The organism is Acidovorax sp. T1, from assembly GCF_002176815.1.
Taxonomy (GTDB): Bacteria; Pseudomonadota; Gammaproteobacteria; order Burkholderiales; family Burkholderiaceae_C; genus Acidovorax.
Genome location: NZ_CP021648.1, coordinates 1777247 through 1796489 on the forward strand (window position 1 = coordinate 1777247; position 19243 = coordinate 1796489).

Consider the following 19243-nt stretch of genomic DNA (forward strand, 5'->3'; position numbering starts at 1 on the left):
CGCCCGCAGTCCATGCAACCGGCGCGGCCCAGGTCAGTGCCACCGTGGAACTGGCTTTGCCAGGCCACGGGTGGCGTCCCCTTGGGGGGAAGACGCGAAGCGGCTCAGGGGGGCACCTTAACCCTTGCGTTGGTACACCAGCAGGCGCCCCTTGTAGGCTGGCAGATCGCCCCGCACCGGGTGGTCCAGCCGCTCCTCGACCACTTCGAAGCGGTGGGCTGCCATCTGCTTGTGGAATGCCGCGCGGTTGCCGCGGTTGGGGTCCACGATCCAGATTTGTGCACCCACGCCCGCGTGGCGGTCGATGAAACCCGCCAGCGTGGCGCGCGCATCGCGCTCATACAGCACATCGCTGCCCATGATCAGATCAAACTGCCCCTGCACGGCGCTGGCCTCTGGCGGCGCCTCGTCTTCAGATGCGGCTGGCGCGCCCCATTGCCCCGTGCGGTATTTCATGGGCGGCAAGGCGTTGAGCCGCAGGTTTTCCAGCAAGAAGGGATTGGCCAGCGGGTGGCAGTCGCTGGCCGTCACATCGATGCCGCGGCGGTGGCACACCAGGCTGGCCAGCCCCAGGCCGCAGCCGATTTCCAGCACCCGCTCGTTCGTGCGCAAGGGGCGCAGGGCCATGCGCGCCGCCAGCTGGGCGCCTGAGGGCCACAACAGGCCAAATATTGGCCAGGCCGCCGACGAGATGCCCAGGCGTTCTGCCGCGCCCAGAGGGTCAAAAAATTGCTGGTGATCGCGCAGCGAACGGATCAGCAGGTTGTCCACGCCCGCAATCGGGACGCTTTCCTGTTTGGTGAGATAGCCTGGCATGGCGGGGCGCGAAGCCCATGTCAGGGGACCCCGAAGTGGTGGGTGAGCCGCCGAGTATGCGCTTGCCGGCGCCCGCTGTGTCCCGGCCCGTTGGTGGGACATGCGGCAGCGGGCTGCATGGGTTGCCACGGTGCGTTGCTATAGTGCACGCCACGCAGCGGATCTGACGGTTGCCCTTGACCTGCTCCCGCTCGTTTTCACCTGTTTTTACAAGGAATTTCCATGGCCGCTGGCAGCCTTCTCGCATTGTTGGACGATATTGCGACCATCCTCGACGACGTGGCCCTCATGACCAAGGTGGCGGCCAAAAAAAGCGTTGCCATGGCCGATGACGTGTCGGTCATGACCAAGGTAGCGGTGCAAAAAACGGCGGGCGTGCTGGGCGACGATCTGGCGCTCAATGCCCAGCAGGTCACGGGTGTGCGTGCCGACCGCGAGATTCCGGTGGTCTGGGCCGTGGCCAAGGGGTCGCTGGTGAACAAGGCCATCTTGGTGCCGGCGGCGCTGCTCATTAGCGCCTTCGCGCCCTGGGCGGTGACGCCGCTGCTCATGGTGGGCGGCGCCTTCTTGTGCTTCGAGGGGTTTGAAAAGCTGGCGCACAAGTTTCTGCACAGCCCCCACCAGGACGAGGCCGCGCACGAAAGCCATGTCCAGGCCAACGCCAATCCGGCCGTGGACCTGGTGGCTTTCGAAAAAGACAAGATCAAGGGCGCCGTTCGCACCGACTTCATCCTGTCGGCGGAAATCATCGCCATCACCCTGGGCACGGTGGCGGGTGCGCCGTTTGTGCAGCAAGTGGCCGTGCTCGTGGGTATTGCGCTGGCGATGACGGCGGGGGTTTATGGCCTGGTGGCGGGCATCGTCAAGCTCGACGACCTGGGGCTGTGGCTCAACCAGAAGCCCGGCGCTGCAGCCCGTGCGCTGGGCGCGGGCATTGTGCGCTCCGCGCCCTGGCTGATGAAGGCCCTTTCGGTGGCGGGCACGGCGGCCATGTTTCTGGTGGGCGGCGGCATCCTGGTGCACGGGGTTCCCGCGGTGCACCATGCCGTGGAGGCCATGGGCGCCGCGGCGGCCCTGTGGCCTGTTGGCGGCCTGTGGGCGGTGCTGGTTCCCAACCTGCTGAACGCGGTCATCGGCATTGTGGCCGGTGGCCTGGTGCTGGCGGGTGTGACCCTGCTGACCCGGCTGCGCAAGGGCGCCACGGCACATTGATGCCTGGGGGGGCCGGCAACACCCTTTGGGGTAACTACCAAGAGTTTGACCTGAGGCAAGGTTGACCATTTTGCTAACAGGCTCAATGGCGGTACGGGGGTCGTCCCCGTTCAACCGCATCGAGTTCTGTATGAAAAAAAATCTGCTGGCTGTCGCCGTTTTGTGTGCAATGACCTCTGGCGCTGCCTTTGCGCAGCAAGCCGAAAGCCCCTGGCTGGTGCGCGTGCGCGCCGTTCATCTGGACAGCGCCAACAAGGACAGCACGGGCCTGGGCCTGTCGGTCAACAACAAAACGATTCCTGAAGTGGACATCACGTATTTCTTCAACAAGAACGTGGCCGCCGAGCTGATCCTCACAGTGCCGCAAAAGCACGACCTGCGTTCCAACGGCACCAACATTGGCAGCCTCAAGCACCTGCCACCCTCGCTGCTGCTGCAATACCACTTTGATGCCCCCGGCTTCAAGCCCTATGTGGGCGCCGGTGTCAACTACACGCGCTTTTCCAGCGTGAACCTGCCCGCCGGCGTGGACATCGACCGCAACAGCTGGGGCGGTGCCCTGCAGGTCGGCGTGGACATTCCGCTGACCAAGAACCTGTCTCTGAACTTTGACGTCAAGAAGGTCTACATCCAGACCGACGTGTTCGCTGGCGGCGCCAAGGCGGGCACCTTCAAGGTCGATCCCGTGCTGGTGGGCGTGGGCCTGGGCTGGCGCTTCTGATGCCAGGGCGCTGAGCGAGCGGCGCCTTGTCAAACGACCCCAAGGTGAACGGGCTGGCGCTTGCGCCGGCCTTTTTTTTGGGCGATTCCCGTTGGGCAGAAGCGGTGCAGCAGACTGCGCGTTTTGCGCAGCGGTGAAGGGTTTGCTACTTAAATAATAGCTACTAGCGCTTGATGGTATTGGGCTGAAGCCGAAAAATAATGGAATTTTTGGAGAGCCCTTGTGATGAAAGGCTGCCCGGTGCAATTCCGTTTCGGTGTATTTCTGCACTTTCCGTCGTTGCTGGCTGTCACCCAGGGTGGGCGCAGTGGGGGTAGCCTGTGGCATCCTTTCCCTCCTGTTGCCAGACGCCCACCGCCATGCCTCCCACCTGCCACAACGACATCACCGACGGCCTGAGCCAGCGCCCCGCACGCATCTCTCCCAAATATTTTTACGACCAGCGCGGCTCGCAACTGTTTGAACTCATCACGCGCCTGCCCGAGTACTACCCCACGCGCACCGAGAACGCCCTGATGCAGGCGCATGCGTCCGACATGGCGCAGCAGCTGGGCACGGTGCGCACGGTGATCGAGCTGGGCGCCGGCAGTTGCGAAAAGGCCCGCGCGCTGTGCCACTGGGTGCGCCCCGCCTGCTTTGTGGGGGTGGACATTTCGGTTGATTATTTGCAGGAGGCCGTGCTGCGCCTGCGCGCGGACATGCCAGGGCTTGACGCGCGCGCGGTGGGCGGCGACATGACCCAGGGCGTTGTGCTGCCCGCCGACATTCCCCGGGCCCAGCGCCTGGTGTTTTATCCGGGCTCGTCCATCGGCAACTTCGACCCGCCGCACGCGCTGGAGCTGTTGCGCCACATGCGCGCCCTGGTGGACGCCGATGGCGGCCTGCTGATCGGCATTGATTTGCCCAAGGACGTGCAAGTGCTGCAGGCCGCCTATGACGACGCCGCAGGGGTGACTGCGGCCTTCAACCGCAACGTGCTCACGCACATCAACCGCCTGATTGGCAGTGACTTTGTGGAGGACCAGTGGGGCCATCGTGCTTTCTTCAACCAGCAAGAATCGCGCATCGAGATGCACCTGGAGGCCCTGGCACCCATCCGCGTGCGCTGGCCGGCGGGTGAGCGCGGGTTTGCCGCGGGCGAGCGCATTCACACCGAAAACAGCTACAAATACCCCCTTGCGGTGTTCACCACCATGCTGGCCCAGGCGGGTTTTTCGCGTGCGCAGGCCTGGACGGACGCGCAGGGCTGGTTTGCTGTGGTCCATGCCCGCCCCTGAACCCTCTGCTTTTGCGTTGTATGGCCATGAATTCCCTGCTTTCCCGTTACCTCGACATTCGCCGCCACACCACCAGCCTGGCAGCGCCCCTGTCACCCGAAGACTGCACCGCCCAGTCCATGCCCGACGCCAGCCCGGCCAAATGGCATCTGGCCCACACCACCTGGTTTTTTGAAACCTTTGTGCTGCAGGCGCACGAGCGCGGGTTTGCGCCGTTTGAGCCCGCCTTCAGGGTCTTGTTCAACTCGTATTACAACGGTGTGGGCGCTCGCCACCCGCGGCCGCAGCGCGGCCTGCTCACGCGCCCCGCGCTGGCCGAGGTGCTGGCTTATCGCGCCGATGTGGATGCGCGCATGCTGCGCCTGTGGCCCACGCTGGCGCACGACGCGGCGCTGTGCGCGCTGGTGGAGCTGGGCCTGCAGCATGAGCAGCAGCACCAGGAGCTGCTGCTGACCGACATCAAGCACCTGCTGTCGTGCAACCCGATGCATCCTGCCTATCACCCTGCGCAGCCCGTGTCCGCCGAACGTGAAGCCGCACCGCCGCTGGTCTGGCATGCATTGGCCGGCGGGATCTGTGAGATCGGCCATGCCGGCGCCGGCTTTGCGTTTGACAACGAGAGCCCCCGCCACCCGGTGTATCTGCAGCCGTATGCGCTGGCATCGCGCCTTGCCACCAATGCCGAGTTTGCCGCCTTTGTGGACGATGGTGGCTACCGCAATCCGGCCCACTGGCTGGCCGAAGGCTGGGACTGGCGCGCTGCCCTGGCGCTGGAGCAGCCCCTGTATTGGCAGCGTGTTGATGCCGCCTGGCACGAGTTCACCCTTTCCGGGCTGCGCCCATTGCAGGGCGAGCAGCCCGTGGTGCACCTGTCGTATTTCGAGGCGGACGCCTATGCCCGCTGGGCGGGTGCGCGCCTGCCCACCGAGGCCGAGTGGGAGCATGCCGCGGCACCGCTTTTCTCAGACACCATGGGCCGCGAGGCTCGAAGCGACATGCTGCACCCCTGCGCAGCGCGGGCAGCGGAGGGTGCAGGCCTGGAGCAGCTGGCGGGCACGGTGTGGCAATGGACGCAATCGAGCTACGCGCCATACCCCGGCTTTCGGGTGGCCGAGGGCGCGGTGGGCGAATACAACGGCAAGTTCATGGTGAACCAGTACGTGCTGCGGGGCGGCTCGTGCGCCACGCCGCCCGGCCATGCGCGTGCCAGCTACCGCAATTTTTTCCCCGCCACGGCGCGCTGGCAGTTTGCGGGTGTGCGGCTGGCGAAAGACTTCGGCTGAGGCAGGCCCGCCCACGCGCGACAGGCGCCGTGGCCTGAGAGGCTGAGAATCTTTTGCGCATGCCCGCTCATCACGCCAAAACGCACCCGCTCGTCGTTGCAAATGCGCGCCATAGCCCGAGCTATGGCTGTGCTTTGCGCCTAGATCGGCTGCGTTGTGGCGCGCTGCTCGGACCCGCGCAAAAAACTCTCAGCCTCTGAATCGCGGGCCGGTTTCACTGGGCCCCGGTGTCTGCCGGGGGCTTGCGCGTTCGGCGTGGCCGGGCTGGGGCTTTGGGGGGCTGCTCTACATCCGTTTCGGCGGGGGCCAAGGGCAATGCGCTGGCTGCGCTGGAGGCCGCTGGCGGCACAGCCTGCGCCTCGGGGGCTGCGGGTGGGGCGACCACGTCGACCGGTGGCGACACCGTCTTGCGGCTGCGGCCACGGCCGCGTGCAACAGGTGCAGGCTCGGCAGATTGCAGTCCGGCAGGGGGCACGGGCTCTGCCATCTGGGCGGGCAGCTCGGCAGGCAGCTCGGCGGCAGGTGGTTGCTGCCGGAAATAGCTGCCCAGCGGCCTTTCACGCGGCGCATCGGCCGGTTCGTAAAAGGCGTGTCGGGTGTCGTTGCCACGGTGCGGTTCGTTGACCACTGCGTCGTTGTTTGGGTGATTCTCAGCGCTGGCCTGAAGCGTTGGCGGCAGTTCGCGCGCAGCGGAGTCCGATGCCTGCCGCGACCGGCCACCGCGTCCCCGCTGGCGCGGCCCGTGGCTGTCAGCGCCGGGCTCTTTGGCGGGTTGGGGCGCGTCCTGCCGGAAGTAGCTGGTGGTGGGCCGCTCTGGTGCCGCGTCGGGCCGCGCAGGGGCAGCGCCGCCGCCACCTTCACCGCTATTGCCATGGCTGCGAAACACGTAGGCGCCTGATTTTTCGTCGCGGCCAAACTCCAGCAGGCCGCGCTCCTGGGCTTCTTCCAGCAGGTTGCCAAAGGCCCGGAAGCCGTAATAGGTCTCGCTGAAATCGGGTTTGCGGCGCTTGATGGCTTCCTTGAGCACCGACGCCCAGATCTTGCCGCTGTCGCCGCGCTCGGAGACCAGTGCATCGAAGGTTTCCACGGCCAGCTCGATGCCCTGGGTGTGGCGCGACTCCTGCGCCTCCTTGCGGTGGCGCTCTTCCTCGGGCGAGCGTCGGGCCACGGGCGCCGCATCGGCGGGCTGGCGCCGGGCGTGCGCACGCTGGCTCTCGCGCACCAGGTCGTCGTAAAAAATGAATTCGTCGCAATTGGCAATCAGCAGGTCCGAGGTGGACTGCTTGACGCCCACGCCAATCACCTGCTTGGCGTTTTCGCGCAGCTTGGAAACCAGCGGAGAGAAGTCCGAATCGCCGCTGATGATGACAAAGGTGTTGACGTGCGATTTGGTGTAGCACAGGTCCAGCGCGTCCACCACCAGGCGGATGTCGGCCGAGTTCTTGCCCGACTGGCGGACATGGGGAATCTCGATCAGCTCAAAATTGGCTTCATGCATGGTGGCCTTGAAGCCCTTGTAGCGATCCCAGTCGCAATAGGCTTTCTTGACCACGATGGAGCCCTTGAGCAGCAGGCGTTCAAGAACCGGTTTGATATCGAACTTTTCGTATTTGGCGTCGCGCACTCCGAGTGCGACATTCTCGAAGTCGCAAAAAAGTGCCATGCTGATGTTGTCGGTGGGGGATGCCATGGTGTTTCCATTCACGTTGCTGGCCGAATCATCACACGGAAACTGGGGTACACGGCGATAACGCCCGAGGTGCCGAGCAGGCTTGCCGGTGCGTGCTGGTTCGTGGCGGCTGTTGATGTGCGCGGGCATACTCCCGATCCTTTGCTGCTCCCACGGATTCCGACATGCCCGACACCCCCTCCATCGCACCGCCGCCCTCTGTAATTGCCCGCAGCGGGGTCAACGCCTGGTGGCGCGCACTGGCCATTGCTTTGATGGTGGCCCTGTTCATCGGCTGGGCAGCCAGTGCGAGCATGGTCGAACAACTCAAGGCCCAGATAGCGCACCTTCAGGCCAAGGTGAGCGTTGTGGCCCAGGTGCAGTACCTGTCGGTGTTGCTGGACGACAAACAAGTGCCGGCCCTGCTGGTGACGGCCGACGTGCAGGGCAGTGTGCTGCACCTGCAGCGCCTGAACGAGGTGCGTGAAGGGCGGGAGGACAGCATGCAGCTGTGGGCCCTGGAAGGCGACAAACCCCCACGCTCGCTGGGCGTGATCGCCAGTACCTACAAGACACTGCAACTGCCCACTTCTGCCGCCGCGCTGGCGGGTGTGCATGGGCTGGCCATCAGCGTGGAGGACAAGGGTGGCGCCGCCGAGGGGCGCGGGCCGCGACGGCCTTACCTGTTCAAAGGCGCGCTGGTCAAAAAGGCGCTCTGAGCGCGAGGACCAAGGGGCGGTAAATGCCCCGTGGGCGCGTTACAAAGTGCCAACCTTCGGATGTTATGGCGGTAAATTGCTATAAATAATATAGCTATAAGCGCTTGTTGGTAAAGCGCTAGAGCCGAAAAGTATTCAATATTTTCTGGCATGGGTGGGGTGCCGGCGCACATTCTTGCGCTGGCGGCTGTGGCGCCCCATCGAGTCGTTGGCTCTGTGCTTATGCGGCGGGGTCGTCGATGGCGCTGCCGCTGGCCCGGCGCTTGCGCCGCCACGCTTTCTCTAGCTCGACCACGGCATACACCACCAGCGCTGCTGCCACGCAGATGCCCAGCTCGCCCAGGCTCAGCGGCTCGGTTCTGAAAATGGGGTTGAGAAACGGCACGTAGATGGTGGCCATCTGCAGCGCAAACGTCAGCAGCACGGCGCCCAGCAGGGGCCGGTTGCTGGCCAGCCCCAGGCGCCACAGCGGCTCGTTTTCGGAGCGGATGGCCATCACATGGGCCATTTGCGCGAGCGTGAGCACGGTGAACACCATGGTCTGCCAGTGCGCGTGGCCGGTGTGCAAGGCCCAGGCCTGCACGGCCAGGCACAGGCCGGCGATCAGCAGGCCCATGCCCAGGATGTGCTGCCACATGCCCTGGGCGAACAGGCTCTCGTTCGGCGGGCGGGGCGGGCGCTGCATGATGCCGCGCTCGGCTGGTTCGGCCGCCAGGGCCAGGCCGGGCAGGCCGTCGGTCACGAGGTTGACCCACAGGATATGGATGGGCAGCAGCGGAATGGGCAGCAGCAGCAGCGGGGCCAGAAAGATGGTCCAGATCTCGCCCGAGTTGCCCGTCATGGCGTAGCGCACGAACTTGCGGATGTTGTCGTAGATGCGCCGGCCTTCGCGCACGGCCGCGACGATGGTGGCGAAGTTGTCGTCCAGCAACACCAGGCTGCTGGCCTCGCGTGCCACGTCGGTGCCGCCTTTGCCCATGGACACGCCGATGTCGGCGCGCTTCAGGGCCGGTGCGTCGTTCACGCCGTCGCCTGTCATGGCCACGAAATGGCCCTGGGCCTGCAGCGCCTCGACGATGCGGATTTTCTGCGCAGGGTCCACGCGGGCATACACATGCACCTGTTCCACGCGTGCGCGCAGGGCTGCGTCGTCCAGCTGGGCCAGGTCGGCGCCGGTGAGCACGGTGGCATCGGCATGGGCCACGATGCCCAGGCGGTGCGCAATGGCGCGCGCCGTGGCGGGGTGGTCGCCCGTGATCATCACGGGGGTGATGCCCGCGCTGATGCAGTCGCGCACGGCGGCCTGGGCTTCGGGGCGCGGTGGGTCGATGAGGGCGATCAGGCCCAGCAGCTCCAGCTGGCTTTCCACATCATCCAGGGCATTGGTGTCGGGCAGGCGAGCATGGTCGCGCCGTGCCAGGGCCAGCACCCGCAGGCCCTGCGCGGCCAGCTGGTTGGCCGTGGCCAGCACGGCGGCGGTGTCCAGCGGCTGCCCGCCTTCGGGTGTCCACTGCGCCGTGCAGCGCGGCAGCACCGACTCGGGGGCGCCCTTGGTGTAGGCCACGAAGCCACTGCCGCCGCGGTGGAAGGTGGTCATGCGTTTGCGGTCGGAGTCGAAGGGCTGTTCCTGCACGCGCGGGGTGGCGGCATCGAGCTGGGCTTTGTCGAGCCCGCCTGCGTGGGCGGCCAGCACCAGGGCGGTTTCGGTGGGGTCGCCCTGCCATTCGGTTGGGGTGCAGGGGGAAATGGGGGTGCCATCGTCGTCGGTGCGTGCGTGGCGTGTCGCATCGTTGCACAGCGCAGCGGCGCGCAGGGCTTCTGCATGCACGGGGCCGGGCAACAGGTCGCCAGGTGCCCAGCGCTGGCCCAGTGCCAGCAGCAGTTCGGCGTGCATGTGGTTCTGGGTGAGGGTGCCGGTCTTGTCCGAGCAGATGGTGGTGACCGAGCCCAGCGTTTCCACCGAAGGCAGGCGGCGCACCAGCGCCTTGATCGCCACCATGCGGCGTGCGCCCAGTGCCAGCAGCACCGTCACCACGGCGGGCAGCGCCTCGGGGATGGCCGCCACGGCCAGGCTGATGGCGGTGAGTGCCATCAGCAGGGGGGATTCCCCGCGCAGCACGCCCACCGCAAAGATCACGATGCAGATGGCGATGACCCCCAGGGCCAGGCGCTTGCCGAAGGCCGCCAGGCGCAGCTGCAGCGGGGTGCTGCGGTCCTCGCCGCCCAGCAGGCGGGCGACCTTGCCCAGTTCGGTGTGCATGCCGGTGGCCACCACCAAGCCGCGCGCGCGGCCATGGGTGGCGGTGGTGCCCTTGAAGGCCATGTTGATGCGGTCGCCCAGGGCACTGGTGTCCTGGGCGGCCAGGGTGTCGGTCTGCTTGGCCACGGTGACCGATTCGCCGGTGAGGGCCGATTCGTCCACCTGCAGTTGGGCGATCTCGATCAGGCGCAGGTCGGCCGGAATCTGGTTGCCCGCCTCTAGCAGCACGATGTCGCCCGGCACCAGCACGCTGGCGGGTACCACCTGAACTTCGCCGCTGCGCAGCACGGTGGCATGGGCGGCGGATAGCTGGCGCAGCGCGGCCATGGCCTGGTCGGCCCGCCAAGCCTGCACGAAGCCGATGATTGCGTTGAGCACCACGATGACCAGGATGACCAGCGTGTCGGTGAGGTCGCCGATCACGCCCGAGATCACGGCCGCGCCCAGCAGCACCAGCACCATGAAGTCCTTGAACTGGTCGGCCAGCAGCGCCAGGGGGCCGCGCCGCGCGTGGTCCTGCAGTTCGTTGGCACCGTGCTGCAGTGCGCGCTGCGTGGCTTCGTCATCGTGCAGGCCGGTGCTGGGGTTGACACGGTACGCAGCGGTGAGCTCTTGGGCGCTGCGCAGGTGGGCGTCAGAGGCGGTGGCGCTGGCAGGGGAGATGGGATCGGTCGGCATGCAGTATTTCCGTTGGGTCCATGAACGATGCCTGAGGGCGCTCAGGCATGGTGCGGTGCATTGGCGGGGGATGCTGTTGAACCATAGCCCCATTGCATGACATGGAGCGCAGCGGTACTGTAGCGTTGCGCACGGAAATTCTGCTATACAAAATATAGCTTCCTGCGCTTTGCAGATAAGGGCTGCACCGCATTTTCGTCAAAAATCATGGCCGGCCGCTCGCAGCGTGTCATGCGATGGCAACGCGCGGCACTGGCCCGTGTCAGGAGGCCGTCTGGGGCCGAGCCTTGTAGAAGGCCACGGGGGCCTCAGGCACTTGCTGCAGCACGGCACGCTTGATCTTGCCCATGACATGCATTTCGCAGGGTTTGCAATCGAAGCGCAGGGTCAGCTTTTCCTTGCCATTGATGAGCTGCAAGGGCTCGGCCCGGATGGTGCCCTGCACGCCCGTCACGCCCTTGGCTTGCTTGGGGCACAGGCTCATGGAGTAGCGCACGCAGTGCTTGGTGATCATGAGGCTGACTTCGCCTTCCTCCTCATGCGCCTCGTAAGTCGCAGCGATCACCTTCACACCGTGGCGCGCATAAAAGTCGTGCGCCTTGTGGTTGAACACGTTGCCCAGAAAGCTCAGTGTGTCCTCGGGGTAGGGGGCTGGCGGCTCGACCGGCGTGGCGCGCGGCAGGCGGGCAAAGTTGCGGGTGCGGTTGGCCTCCAGGTCGGCCAGTGCGTCGCGGCGCAGCGCGTTGAGCACCGAGGCGGGTACGAACCAGGGCTGCGAGAGCTGCAGCGCAATGTCGTGCACCGCAAACACCGTGGCGCCAAAGCGGCCCAGCTGCTCGCGCAGGCTGGCCTCAGCCTTGGCTGCATCGGTGGCGCTTTGGTGGGGCTGCTGCACGCAGGCTGTGCCCACATTGCCGTCTTCGTCGGTCAGCGTCAGGCTGAAGCCGGTGGCGGTTTCGCTCAGGTGCGCCCACAGGCCGATGCGGCGGTCGCTGGACTTTTTCTCCAGCGTGCGCACCCAGTCCATGTCGCGGTTGCGGTTGACCTCGGTGCCCTTGCGCAGGTCCTTGAAGCCCTCCATCAGGTCCTTGGGATACACGCGCCACTGGCCCACGCTGCGCGCGGACACGGGCTCGGCCACGTTGATGGCCATGCCCACCAGTTCCTTGTGCAGGTCGTAGTAGCACAGGCCGTCGCCGTTGTGCAGCACGGTGGCGGGGTCGCTCACCTCCAGCTCGACAAAGTCGGGGCCCACCTTGGTCACCCAGCCGATGGCCTGGCCCGGGTTCTTGGGGGTGTCGAAGGCGCCGATGTCTTCCTTGCGGCCGGTGACGAAGTAGTCGGTGAACTCGCGGTTGAAGTTCTGTAGCGGGTCGGGCGTGAAGGTGAAGCTGGTGCTGCCGCTGGACGAGCGGGAGAGCGGCCGGCCCTGGGCCTCGCGCTCTTCGATGATTTCGTCGAGCAGGGTGCGGTAGTGGGCGGTGATGTTCTTCACATAGCCCATGTCTTTGTAGCGCCCTTCGATCTTGAAGCTGCGCACGCCTGCATCGATAAGCGCGCGCAGGTTCTCGCTCTGGTTGTTGTCCTTCATGCTCAGCACATGCTTGTCGTGCGCAATGAAGCGGCCCTGTGCATCGGTCACCTGGTAGGGCAGGCGGCAGGCCTGGCTGCAGTCGCCCCGGTTGGCGCTGCGGCCGGTTTGCGCATGGCTGATATTGCACTGGCCGCTGTAGGCCACGCACAGCGCGCCGTGGATGAAGAACTCGATGTTGGCGCGGCCCTGCGCATCCACCGGCCCCAGCGCCTTGTGCACGGCGGCAATCTGCTGCACCGTGAGCTCGCGCGCCAGTACGAGTTGCGACAGGCCCGCGTCCTGCAGAAACCGCGCTTTTTCGGGCGTGCGGATGTCGGTCTGGGTGCTGGCATGCAGCTGGATGGGCGGCAGGTCGATTTCGAGCAGGCCCATGTCCTGGATGATGAGCGCATCGGCCCCGGCCTCATACACCTGCCAGGCCATCTGGCGCGCGGCTTCCAGCTCGTCGTCGCGCAGGATGGTGTTGAGGGTGATGAAGATGCGGCTGTTGAAGCGGTGCGCATGCGCGATCAGGCGTTCCAGATCGCGGATATCGTTGCCCGCACCGGCCCGGGCGCCAAAGGCGGGGCCGCCGATGTACACGGCATCGGCGCCATGGTTCACGGCTTCGATGCCGATGTTGGCGTCGCGGGCGGGGGAGAGCAGTTCGATCTGGTGGGGCAGCAAGGACATGGCTGTGATTATCCCAGCGCCAACCGCCGGGTGCGGCTTTCGCAGCAGATGGGGAGATGCAGGCCCTTATCCCGGTGGAGCTTTTCATTAGGCAAATTTATGCTTATGAAAAAACCATGCTTGCTGGCTAATGGGATGATTGCACCCGAACGCGGGCGTACGATGCGGGGCTTTTCGCAGTCTTGAAGGCTGCCTATTTTTTGTATGGATGGAGATGAAACCGTGATGTCTGCTTACCGCCTGCGTTTTTCCCTGCGATGGACGGCTGCCGCCGCCCTGACCGTGGCCTGTGGCGCCACGCTGGCCCAAGAGGTCCAAACCGTCAAGATCGGCCATGCCGGCCCGATTTCGGGCGGTATTGCCCACATCGGCAAGGACACCGAAAACGGTGTGCGCATGGCCGTGGATGAGCTGAACACGCAGGACCTGGTCATTGGTGGCAAAAAGATCAAGTTCGTGATCGCCGCCGAGGACGATGCCGGCGACCCGCGCCAGGCCACCGCCGTGGCACAAAAACTGTGCGACCAGAAGGTGGCGGGCGTGGTGGGGCACCTGCAGTCGGGCACCTCCATTCCGGCATCGTCGGTCTACAACAAATGCGATCTGCCGCACATCACGGCATCGGCATCCAACCCCGACCTGACCAAGCCCGGTTACAAGACGTCCTTCCGCCTTATCGCCAACGACAACGCCCTGGGCGCTGCGCTGGCCTTGTTTGCGGCAGATGCCCTCAAGCTCAAGACCGTGGCCATCATTGACGACCGCACGGCCTACGGCCAGGGCGTGGCCTCGGTGTTCAAGGCCACGGCCCTGCAAAAAGGCATGAAGGTGGTGGGCGAGGAGTTCACCAACGACAAGGCCACCGACTTCATGGCCATTCTCACGGGCATCAAGAACAAGAAGCCCGATGGCATCTTCTATGGTGGCCTGGATGCACAAGCCGGCCCCATGCTGCGCCAGATGGAGCAGTTGGGTCTGGGCGATGTGAAGTATTTCGGCGGCGACGCACTGTGCACGCCCAAGCTGCCCGAGCTGGCCGGCAAGTCGCCCGCTGTCAAGAACGTAACCTGCGCGACCGGTGGCGCATCCGTGGACAAGATGCAGGGCGGCGCCGAGTGGAAGAAGCGCTACGACGCCAAGTTCCCTGGCCAGTTCCAGATCTACAGCCCCTATGCCTACGACGCCGCCATGGTGCTGGTGGATGCCATGAAGCGCGCCAACTCGGTTGATCCCGTGGTGTATGGCCCCTTCCTGCACAAAACCCAGTACAAGGGTGTGACGGCCAACATCAGCTTCACGCCCAAGGGTGAACTGGTAACGCCTGCCGTTACGCTGTACACCTACAAGGATGGCAAACGCGTGCCGCTCAACTGATCGCGCGGTGGGTGGGATGTGCGCCTGTGCGTCCTGGTGCGGGCCTTGCCCGGCTGGGGTGCAGAGGGCGCAGGCAGGCGCTTGCAAATAAGGCCCAGGTTTTGCCACTACAGTGGGGCCCATGTATCTGCCGCCCCAGTTTCATTCCCACGACCCGGCCCATGCCCGCGCGCTGATGCGCGCGCACCCGCTGGCCAGCCTCGTCTCTACCGACGACGAAGGTTTTCCCTTCGTCACCCACCTGCCGCTGCATGTGCACGAGCGGGGCGACACGCTGGTGCTGCTGGGCCATTGCGCCCGGCCCAACCCGCACTGGCGCTACCTGCAGGCGCGGAGCGAGGCGCTGGTGACCTTCATGGGACCGCAGGCCTATCTTTCGCCGTCGGTGTACCCGGATCTGGCCCGGGTGCCCACCTGGAACTATCTGGCCGTGCACTGCCGCGTGCAGGCCAGCCTGGTGGAGGAGCCCACCGCCAAGGATGCACTGCTCAAGCAGTTGATTGGCGACCACGAGCCGCCCTATGCCGCGCAGTGGCGCGGGCTGGGTGAAGTGTTTGCCCACAAGATGCTGGCGGGCATCGTGGCGTTTGAGCTGCAGGTGGTAGCGCTGCAGTGCAAGCTCAAGCTCAACCAGCATCGGCCCGAATCCCATGCCGCCATGTACGCGCAGTACCTGCAGGGTGATCCCGATGCCCAGGCGCTGGCGCAATGGATGGAGCGGCTGGGCATGGTGCCCGAGTCCGCAAGCAACCCGGAGGTCTGAGATGCGTGCTGTTTTTGGATTGGTGGGCCTGGTGGTGGCGCTGGCCATTGTGGGCGTTCTGGCCAAGAAGCAACTGGCGGCCACCCGCACGCCGGTGCCCTCGCTGCAACTGCCGGCCGTGCCGGGCGGTGCTGCGCCCCCGGCGCCCACGGGCACGGTGCGCGAGCAAAGCCAGCAGGTGCAGCAACAGGTCCGGCAGCAGGTGGAAGGCCTGATGCAGCAGGCCCGGCCCATGCCTGACGATTCCCAATAAATATTGAGTCAAAATGGCCTGTAGCGCTTATCCATAAAGCGCAAGCAGCTATTAAATATATAGCAATGCAGTTGCAGCAAGACGAGCACTGGATGCGCCAGGCACTGGCCCAAGCGCAGGCCGCAGCAGTGGCGGGCGAGGTGCCGGTGGGCGCAGTGGTGGTGAAGGACGGCCAGGTGATCGCCACCGGCCGCAACGCCCCGGTGCGGGGGCATGACCCCACCGCGCATGCCGAAATCGTGGCGCTGCGCGCCGCGGCGCAGCATTTGGGCAACTACCGGCTCGATGGTTGCACGCTCTACGTCACGCTGGAGCCTTGCGCCATGTGCAGCGGCGCCATGCTGCACGCGCGCCTGCAGCGCGTGGTGTTTGGCGCAACCGATCCCAAGACCGGCGCCGCGGGTTCGGTGCTCAACCTGTTCGGCCATGCCGAGCTCAACCACCACACCGAGGTGCAGGGCGGGGTGCTGGCACACGATTGTGGCGCGCTGCTGAGTGCGTTTTTCCGCCACCGGCGCACCCAGCAACGCGCCCAGGCCCTGGCGCGGCACCCGCTGCGCGACGATGCTTTGCGCACGCCCGACGCAGCCTTTGCCCATCTGCCCGGTTACCCCTGGGCGCCGCATTTCATCAGCGACCTGCCCAGCCTGGCGGGTTTGCGCATGCACTATCTGGACGAGGGCCCGCACGGCGCACCGCGTACCTGGCTGCTGCTGCACGCGAGCCCTGCCTGGAGCTACCTGTTTCGGCACGCAGTGCCCACCTTGCTGGCAGCGGGGCACAGGGTTGTGGCGCCCGACCTGATTGGTTTTGGCAAAAGCGACAAGCCCAAGAAGGAGATAGTGCATCGCCCGGATTGGCACGCACAGGTGCTGCAAGAGTTGCTCACTCGGCTGGATCTGCGCAATGCCGTGTTGCTCGAGCAAACCGGTGCGCCCGGCATGGTCATGTCCGCGCGCGCCGCCTTTGATGCCCCCGTGCCGCAGGGCAAGGCCTATGAAGTGCCGTTTGCCAGTGCAGGTTATCGCGCCGGACCGCGTGCATTTGAGCGCTTGGGAGCCAGCGCGGTGGCGGGGCCGCATTGGGGGGCTTTTGATCTTGATCGCCCCGAAGCGGCCCGGCAGCTTGTCGCGCGGGCCATGCAATACTTTGGCCATTGACCTCAACAACGCATACCATCTTGTCCATCTCGCACGACCACAGCACCGAAGACTGCCACGGCCACCACCACGGCCCTCAGCACATCTACATCTATTCGCCCGCCGGCTCCATCCGCGACAAGGCCGCCTTCAAGCGCGCCATTGCACGCCTCAAAGCCATGGGCCATGAGGTGGAAGTGGACCCCGACGCCCAGGCGGTGCACACGCGCTTTGCCGGCGACGACGCCACGCGCCTGGCCGCCATTCACCGCGCGGCAGCCAGCGGGGCGGATGTGGCGCTCATCACGCGCGGGGCCTACGGCCTCACGCGCATCCTGCCGGGCATTCGCTACAAGGCGGTGGCCAAGGCCATCGACGGCGGCATGAAGTTCGTCGGCCTGAGCGATTTCACGGCGTTCCAAAGTGCCGTGCTGGCGCAGACCGGTGCCGTGACCTGGGCCGGCCCCGGGCTCATCAGCGACTTTGGCGTCGAGGGCGAGCCCGACGACATCATGCTGGCCTGCTTTGATGACCTGCTGACGGGCCACGGCGAGGGCGCCGGCTGGCGCATGGCGAAAGAAAAACCGCAGGCCGACGGCAAGCCCGCCGTGCCCGATGTGTATGTGAAGAGCGCCACCCTCTGGGGCGGCAACCTGGCCGTGCTGACCGGCCTGGTGGGCACGCCCTATCTGCCGGCGGTGCGGGGCGGAATATTGTTTGTGGAAGACGTGGGCGAGCACCCGTACCGCATCGAACGCATGCTTACGCAACTGCTGCACGCCGGCATCCTGGCGCAGCAAAAAGCAGTGGTGCTGGGCCAGTTCACCAACTACAAGCTGGCGCCCCACGACAAGGGCTTCAAGCTGCAATCCGTGGTGGACTGGCTGCGCAGCCAGATCAAGGCGCCCGTGTTGACCAACCTGCCCTTCGGGCATGTGCAGACCAAGGTGGTGTTGCCGGTGGGGGCGAAGGTGTCGCTGTCGGTGGAAGACCGCGATGCGCTGCTGTACTGGGGCCACCAGCACTGATCGCAAATCAATGGTTAGCAGGCTGCGATGCCCCACCCAGCGCGCGTGGCAGCTGCCCCTGAAACAGCGGTGTCAGCTGGGCCAGCGTGGCATTGGCAAGGGCCTCACCCCGCAGCGGAACCAGCAGGGTGCGCAAATCAGTGCGCAGATACCACAGGGCTTCGATGTCGCTGGCGTAGCGCAGCCGCATGTTCATGCGGGCGACTTCACTGCCACTGAGGCCCACCAGGCACTGGATCATCGCGTAACGGACTTCTTCGAGGCCCTGGTTGTGCACCCATGCAGTCGACGCCGGTGCATCGCGGCCCAGAAGGCCGTGCAGGCTGCTGCGAAGATTGGGTTTGGTCCAGCGCATGAAGATTTGGCAGGCTTGTTTGCGAGTGGCAGGAGGGGTCAAGTTACGCGGGAGCAAGGCGGAGCACAAGGGGTGTGCTCCTTTTTTTGCATAAAGACAACACACCGCCGTCTTTTTTTGTTGCGTGCCGATAGCGGGGTAACGCACGATGGGCGTTGACCCCGTGTGCGCGAACGGCGCACACCGCGCAATGCCATTTAGGGCGTGCGCTGGCGCGCAGCATGCACTAGACTGGTTCGGGTAATGCAATGAAAGGCTTGTGTCCATGAGTGTTTTATCAACGGTCGTGTTTGCGGATATTTCAGGCAGCGCGTCGTTGTATGAAACCCTGGGCAATGAGCGCGCCACCGATGCCGTCACCCAGGTCACCCATTGGATCGGTGGCACCATCGCGGCCCACCACGGTCGCATCGTCAAAAACCTCGGAGATGGCGTGCTGGGCATTTTTGGCGATGCGGCCAGTGCCGTCTCTGCCGCAGCGGCAATGCTGCGCGGACACCAGGAACGGGTGAGCCGATGGCCCCTGCCACTGCGCATGGGCATCCGGGTGGGCGTGGCCAGCGGCGAGGTGGTGGATGTGGATGGCGACTGCTATGGCGACGCCGTCAACGTGGCCTCTCGATTGTGCGAGCGCGCCGGGCCCGCAGAAATCTGGGCCACGGAAACCGCCGTGCTGCTGTCAGGCGTCGCGCCCTCGGTGTGGTATCGCAAGCTGGGGATGATGGAGATCCGCGGCAAGGCCGGGATGCAGATGCTCTATCAGGTGGAGTGGCGCGAGAACGAAGAGCCCGACTCGCTGACCATGCAGGCCACGCTGGCCAGCAACTTCGCGCCAGTGGACTCGATCCTGGGGCAGATCCAGTTTTCGTGGCACGGAATCGATTTGTCCTTCACCTCGACCGACGTTCCTGTTCATATCGGCCGCGCGACCGATGCCCGGTTGTGCATCAACGACCCGCGTGTTTCACGCCTGCATGCGCGCATCGATTGGCGCAACAGCGGCTTCGTGCTGACCGATATGAGCAGTTTTGGCACCTGGGTGCGCTTTGAGGGCAGCGATGTCCCGGTGCAATTGCGCCGCGACGCCTGCATCCTGCATGGCATCGGCGAGATGGCGCTGGGAGTTTCGTTCGCAGATTCGAGCGCGCCCGTCGTGAAATTCCAGGTGGCTGGAGGCAATGCGCACCTCGGTTGAGTGTTCACCTGCCCTGTGCTGTATGTGCAGCGTACTTTTGCGGCGCTGGATGGGCAGATCCTGGTGGGCGGGTTGCGCGATGCCGCCGATGTCACGCACATCCGGGAGCAGGCGGGCTACCGCCGCTTGCAGCATGGGTCTGCACGCATGCGCCACGACTTGCGGTTGGTGCCCGCGCCATGGCGTCTTGCATGGGATTGCGCGCATGCTCCGCTTGACAAGTGCGGTGCTGCAG

16 protein-coding genes are annotated in these 19243 nt (G+C 65.4%); 11 read left to right on the top strand and 5 right to left on the bottom strand.

Annotated features, from left to right (window positions below; all coding sequences use genetic code 11):
- Positions 1–117: 117 nt before the first annotated feature.
- A complete protein-coding gene (locus CCX87_RS08360; protein ID WP_087745447.1) occupies positions 118–816 on the bottom strand; it encodes a class I SAM-dependent methyltransferase in 699 nt (232 codons plus the stop codon).
- Between the two features lie 222 nt (positions 817–1038).
- Between CCX87_RS08360 and CCX87_RS08365 the strand changes: the two genes are divergently transcribed.
- The 4 genes from CCX87_RS08365 to egtB all read left to right on the top strand — a co-directional run bounded on the left by CCX87_RS08365 (position 1039) and on the right by egtB (position 5309).
- The gene (locus CCX87_RS08365; protein WP_087745449.1) at positions 1039–2028 is read left to right on the top strand and encodes a DUF808 domain-containing protein; all 990 of its coding nucleotides are present in this window, start codon (positions 1039–1041) and stop codon (positions 2026–2028) included.
- 130 nt (positions 2029–2158) lie between these two features.
- Positions 2159–2749 carry an OmpW/AlkL family protein gene (locus CCX87_RS08370; protein WP_087745450.1) on the top strand — a complete coding sequence of 197 codons (591 nt, stop codon included), beginning with the start codon at positions 2159–2161 and terminating at the stop codon, positions 2747–2749.
- A 359-nt stretch (positions 2750–3108) separates the two neighbouring features.
- Positions 3109–4026 (top strand): L-histidine N(alpha)-methyltransferase, encoded by a 918-nt coding sequence (gene egtD, locus CCX87_RS08375; RefSeq protein WP_087745452.1) that lies wholly within the window; start codon positions 3109–3111, stop codon positions 4024–4026.
- A gap of 26 nt (positions 4027–4052) precedes the next feature.
- Positions 4053–5309 (top strand): ergothioneine biosynthesis protein EgtB, encoded by a 1257-nt coding sequence (gene egtB / locus CCX87_RS08380; RefSeq protein WP_087748245.1) that lies wholly within the window; start codon positions 4053–4055, stop codon positions 5307–5309.
- Positions 5310–5523: 214 nt separating this feature from the next.
- On the opposite strand, the gene CCX87_RS08385 is transcribed toward egtB, so the two are convergent.
- A complete protein-coding gene (locus tag CCX87_RS08385; RefSeq protein ID WP_087748246.1) occupies positions 5524–6999 on the bottom strand; it encodes an NYN domain-containing protein in 1476 nt (491 codons plus the stop codon).
- 164 nt (positions 7000–7163) lie between these two features.
- Here CCX87_RS08385 and CCX87_RS08390 point away from each other — a divergent pair, with 164 nt between their 5' ends.
- Complete coding sequence (locus tag CCX87_RS08390) at positions 7164–7697, top strand: anti-sigma factor domain-containing protein (protein ID WP_087745455.1); 534 nt, start codon at positions 7164–7166, stop codon at positions 7695–7697.
- A gap of 220 nt (positions 7698–7917) precedes the next feature.
- Here the strand turns inward: CCX87_RS08390 and CCX87_RS08395 are convergent, their stop codons facing one another.
- Both CCX87_RS08395 and CCX87_RS08400 read right to left on the bottom strand, forming a co-directional pair.
- Positions 7918–10635 (bottom strand): cation-translocating P-type ATPase, encoded by a 2718-nt coding sequence (locus CCX87_RS08395; protein WP_087745457.1) that lies wholly within the window; start codon positions 10633–10635, stop codon positions 7918–7920.
- A 262-nt stretch (positions 10636–10897) separates the two neighbouring features.
- Positions 10898–12901: a peptidase U32 family protein gene (locus CCX87_RS08400; RefSeq protein ID WP_087745459.1), complete on the bottom strand. Its 2004-nt coding sequence runs from the start codon at positions 12899–12901 to the stop codon at positions 10898–10900.
- Positions 12902–13126: 225 nt separating this feature from the next.
- Between CCX87_RS08400 and CCX87_RS08405 the strand changes: the two genes are divergently transcribed.
- The 5 genes from CCX87_RS08405 (at position 13127) to CCX87_RS08425 (ending at position 17458) form a co-directional block, all read left to right on the top strand.
- Positions 13127–14275, top strand: a complete 1149-nt coding sequence (locus CCX87_RS08405; protein WP_087748247.1) for a branched-chain amino acid ABC transporter substrate-binding protein — start codon at positions 13127–13129, stop codon at positions 14273–14275.
- A 121-nt stretch (positions 14276–14396) separates the two neighbouring features.
- On the top strand, positions 14397–15038 hold the full coding sequence (locus CCX87_RS08410) for an FMN-binding negative transcriptional regulator (RefSeq protein WP_087745462.1): 642 nt from the start codon (positions 14397–14399) through the stop codon (positions 15036–15038).
- Between the two features lies 1 nt (position 15039).
- Positions 15040–15291, top strand: coding sequence for a hypothetical protein (locus tag CCX87_RS08415; RefSeq protein ID WP_087745463.1), 252 nt, complete (start codon positions 15040–15042; stop codon positions 15289–15291).
- Positions 15292–15356: 65 nt separating this feature from the next.
- Positions 15357–16451, top strand: coding sequence for a tRNA adenosine(34) deaminase TadA (gene tadA, locus CCX87_RS08420; protein WP_087745466.1), 1095 nt, complete (start codon positions 15357–15359; stop codon positions 16449–16451).
- A 20-nt stretch (positions 16452–16471) separates the two neighbouring features.
- Positions 16472–17458, top strand: a complete 987-nt coding sequence (locus CCX87_RS08425; protein ID WP_232476508.1) for an LD-carboxypeptidase — start codon at positions 16472–16474, stop codon at positions 17456–17458.
- A 7-nt stretch (positions 17459–17465) separates the two neighbouring features.
- Here the strand turns inward: CCX87_RS08425 and CCX87_RS08430 are convergent, their stop codons facing one another.
- Positions 17466–17813, bottom strand: coding sequence for a hypothetical protein (locus CCX87_RS08430; protein ID WP_087745468.1), 348 nt, complete (start codon positions 17811–17813; stop codon positions 17466–17468).
- 265 nt (positions 17814–18078) lie between these two features.
- Between CCX87_RS08430 and CCX87_RS08435 the strand changes: the two genes are divergently transcribed.
- Positions 18079–19008, top strand: coding sequence for an adenylate/guanylate cyclase domain-containing protein (locus tag CCX87_RS08435; protein WP_087745470.1), 930 nt, complete (start codon positions 18079–18081; stop codon positions 19006–19008).
- Positions 19009–19243 lie beyond the last annotated feature (235 nt).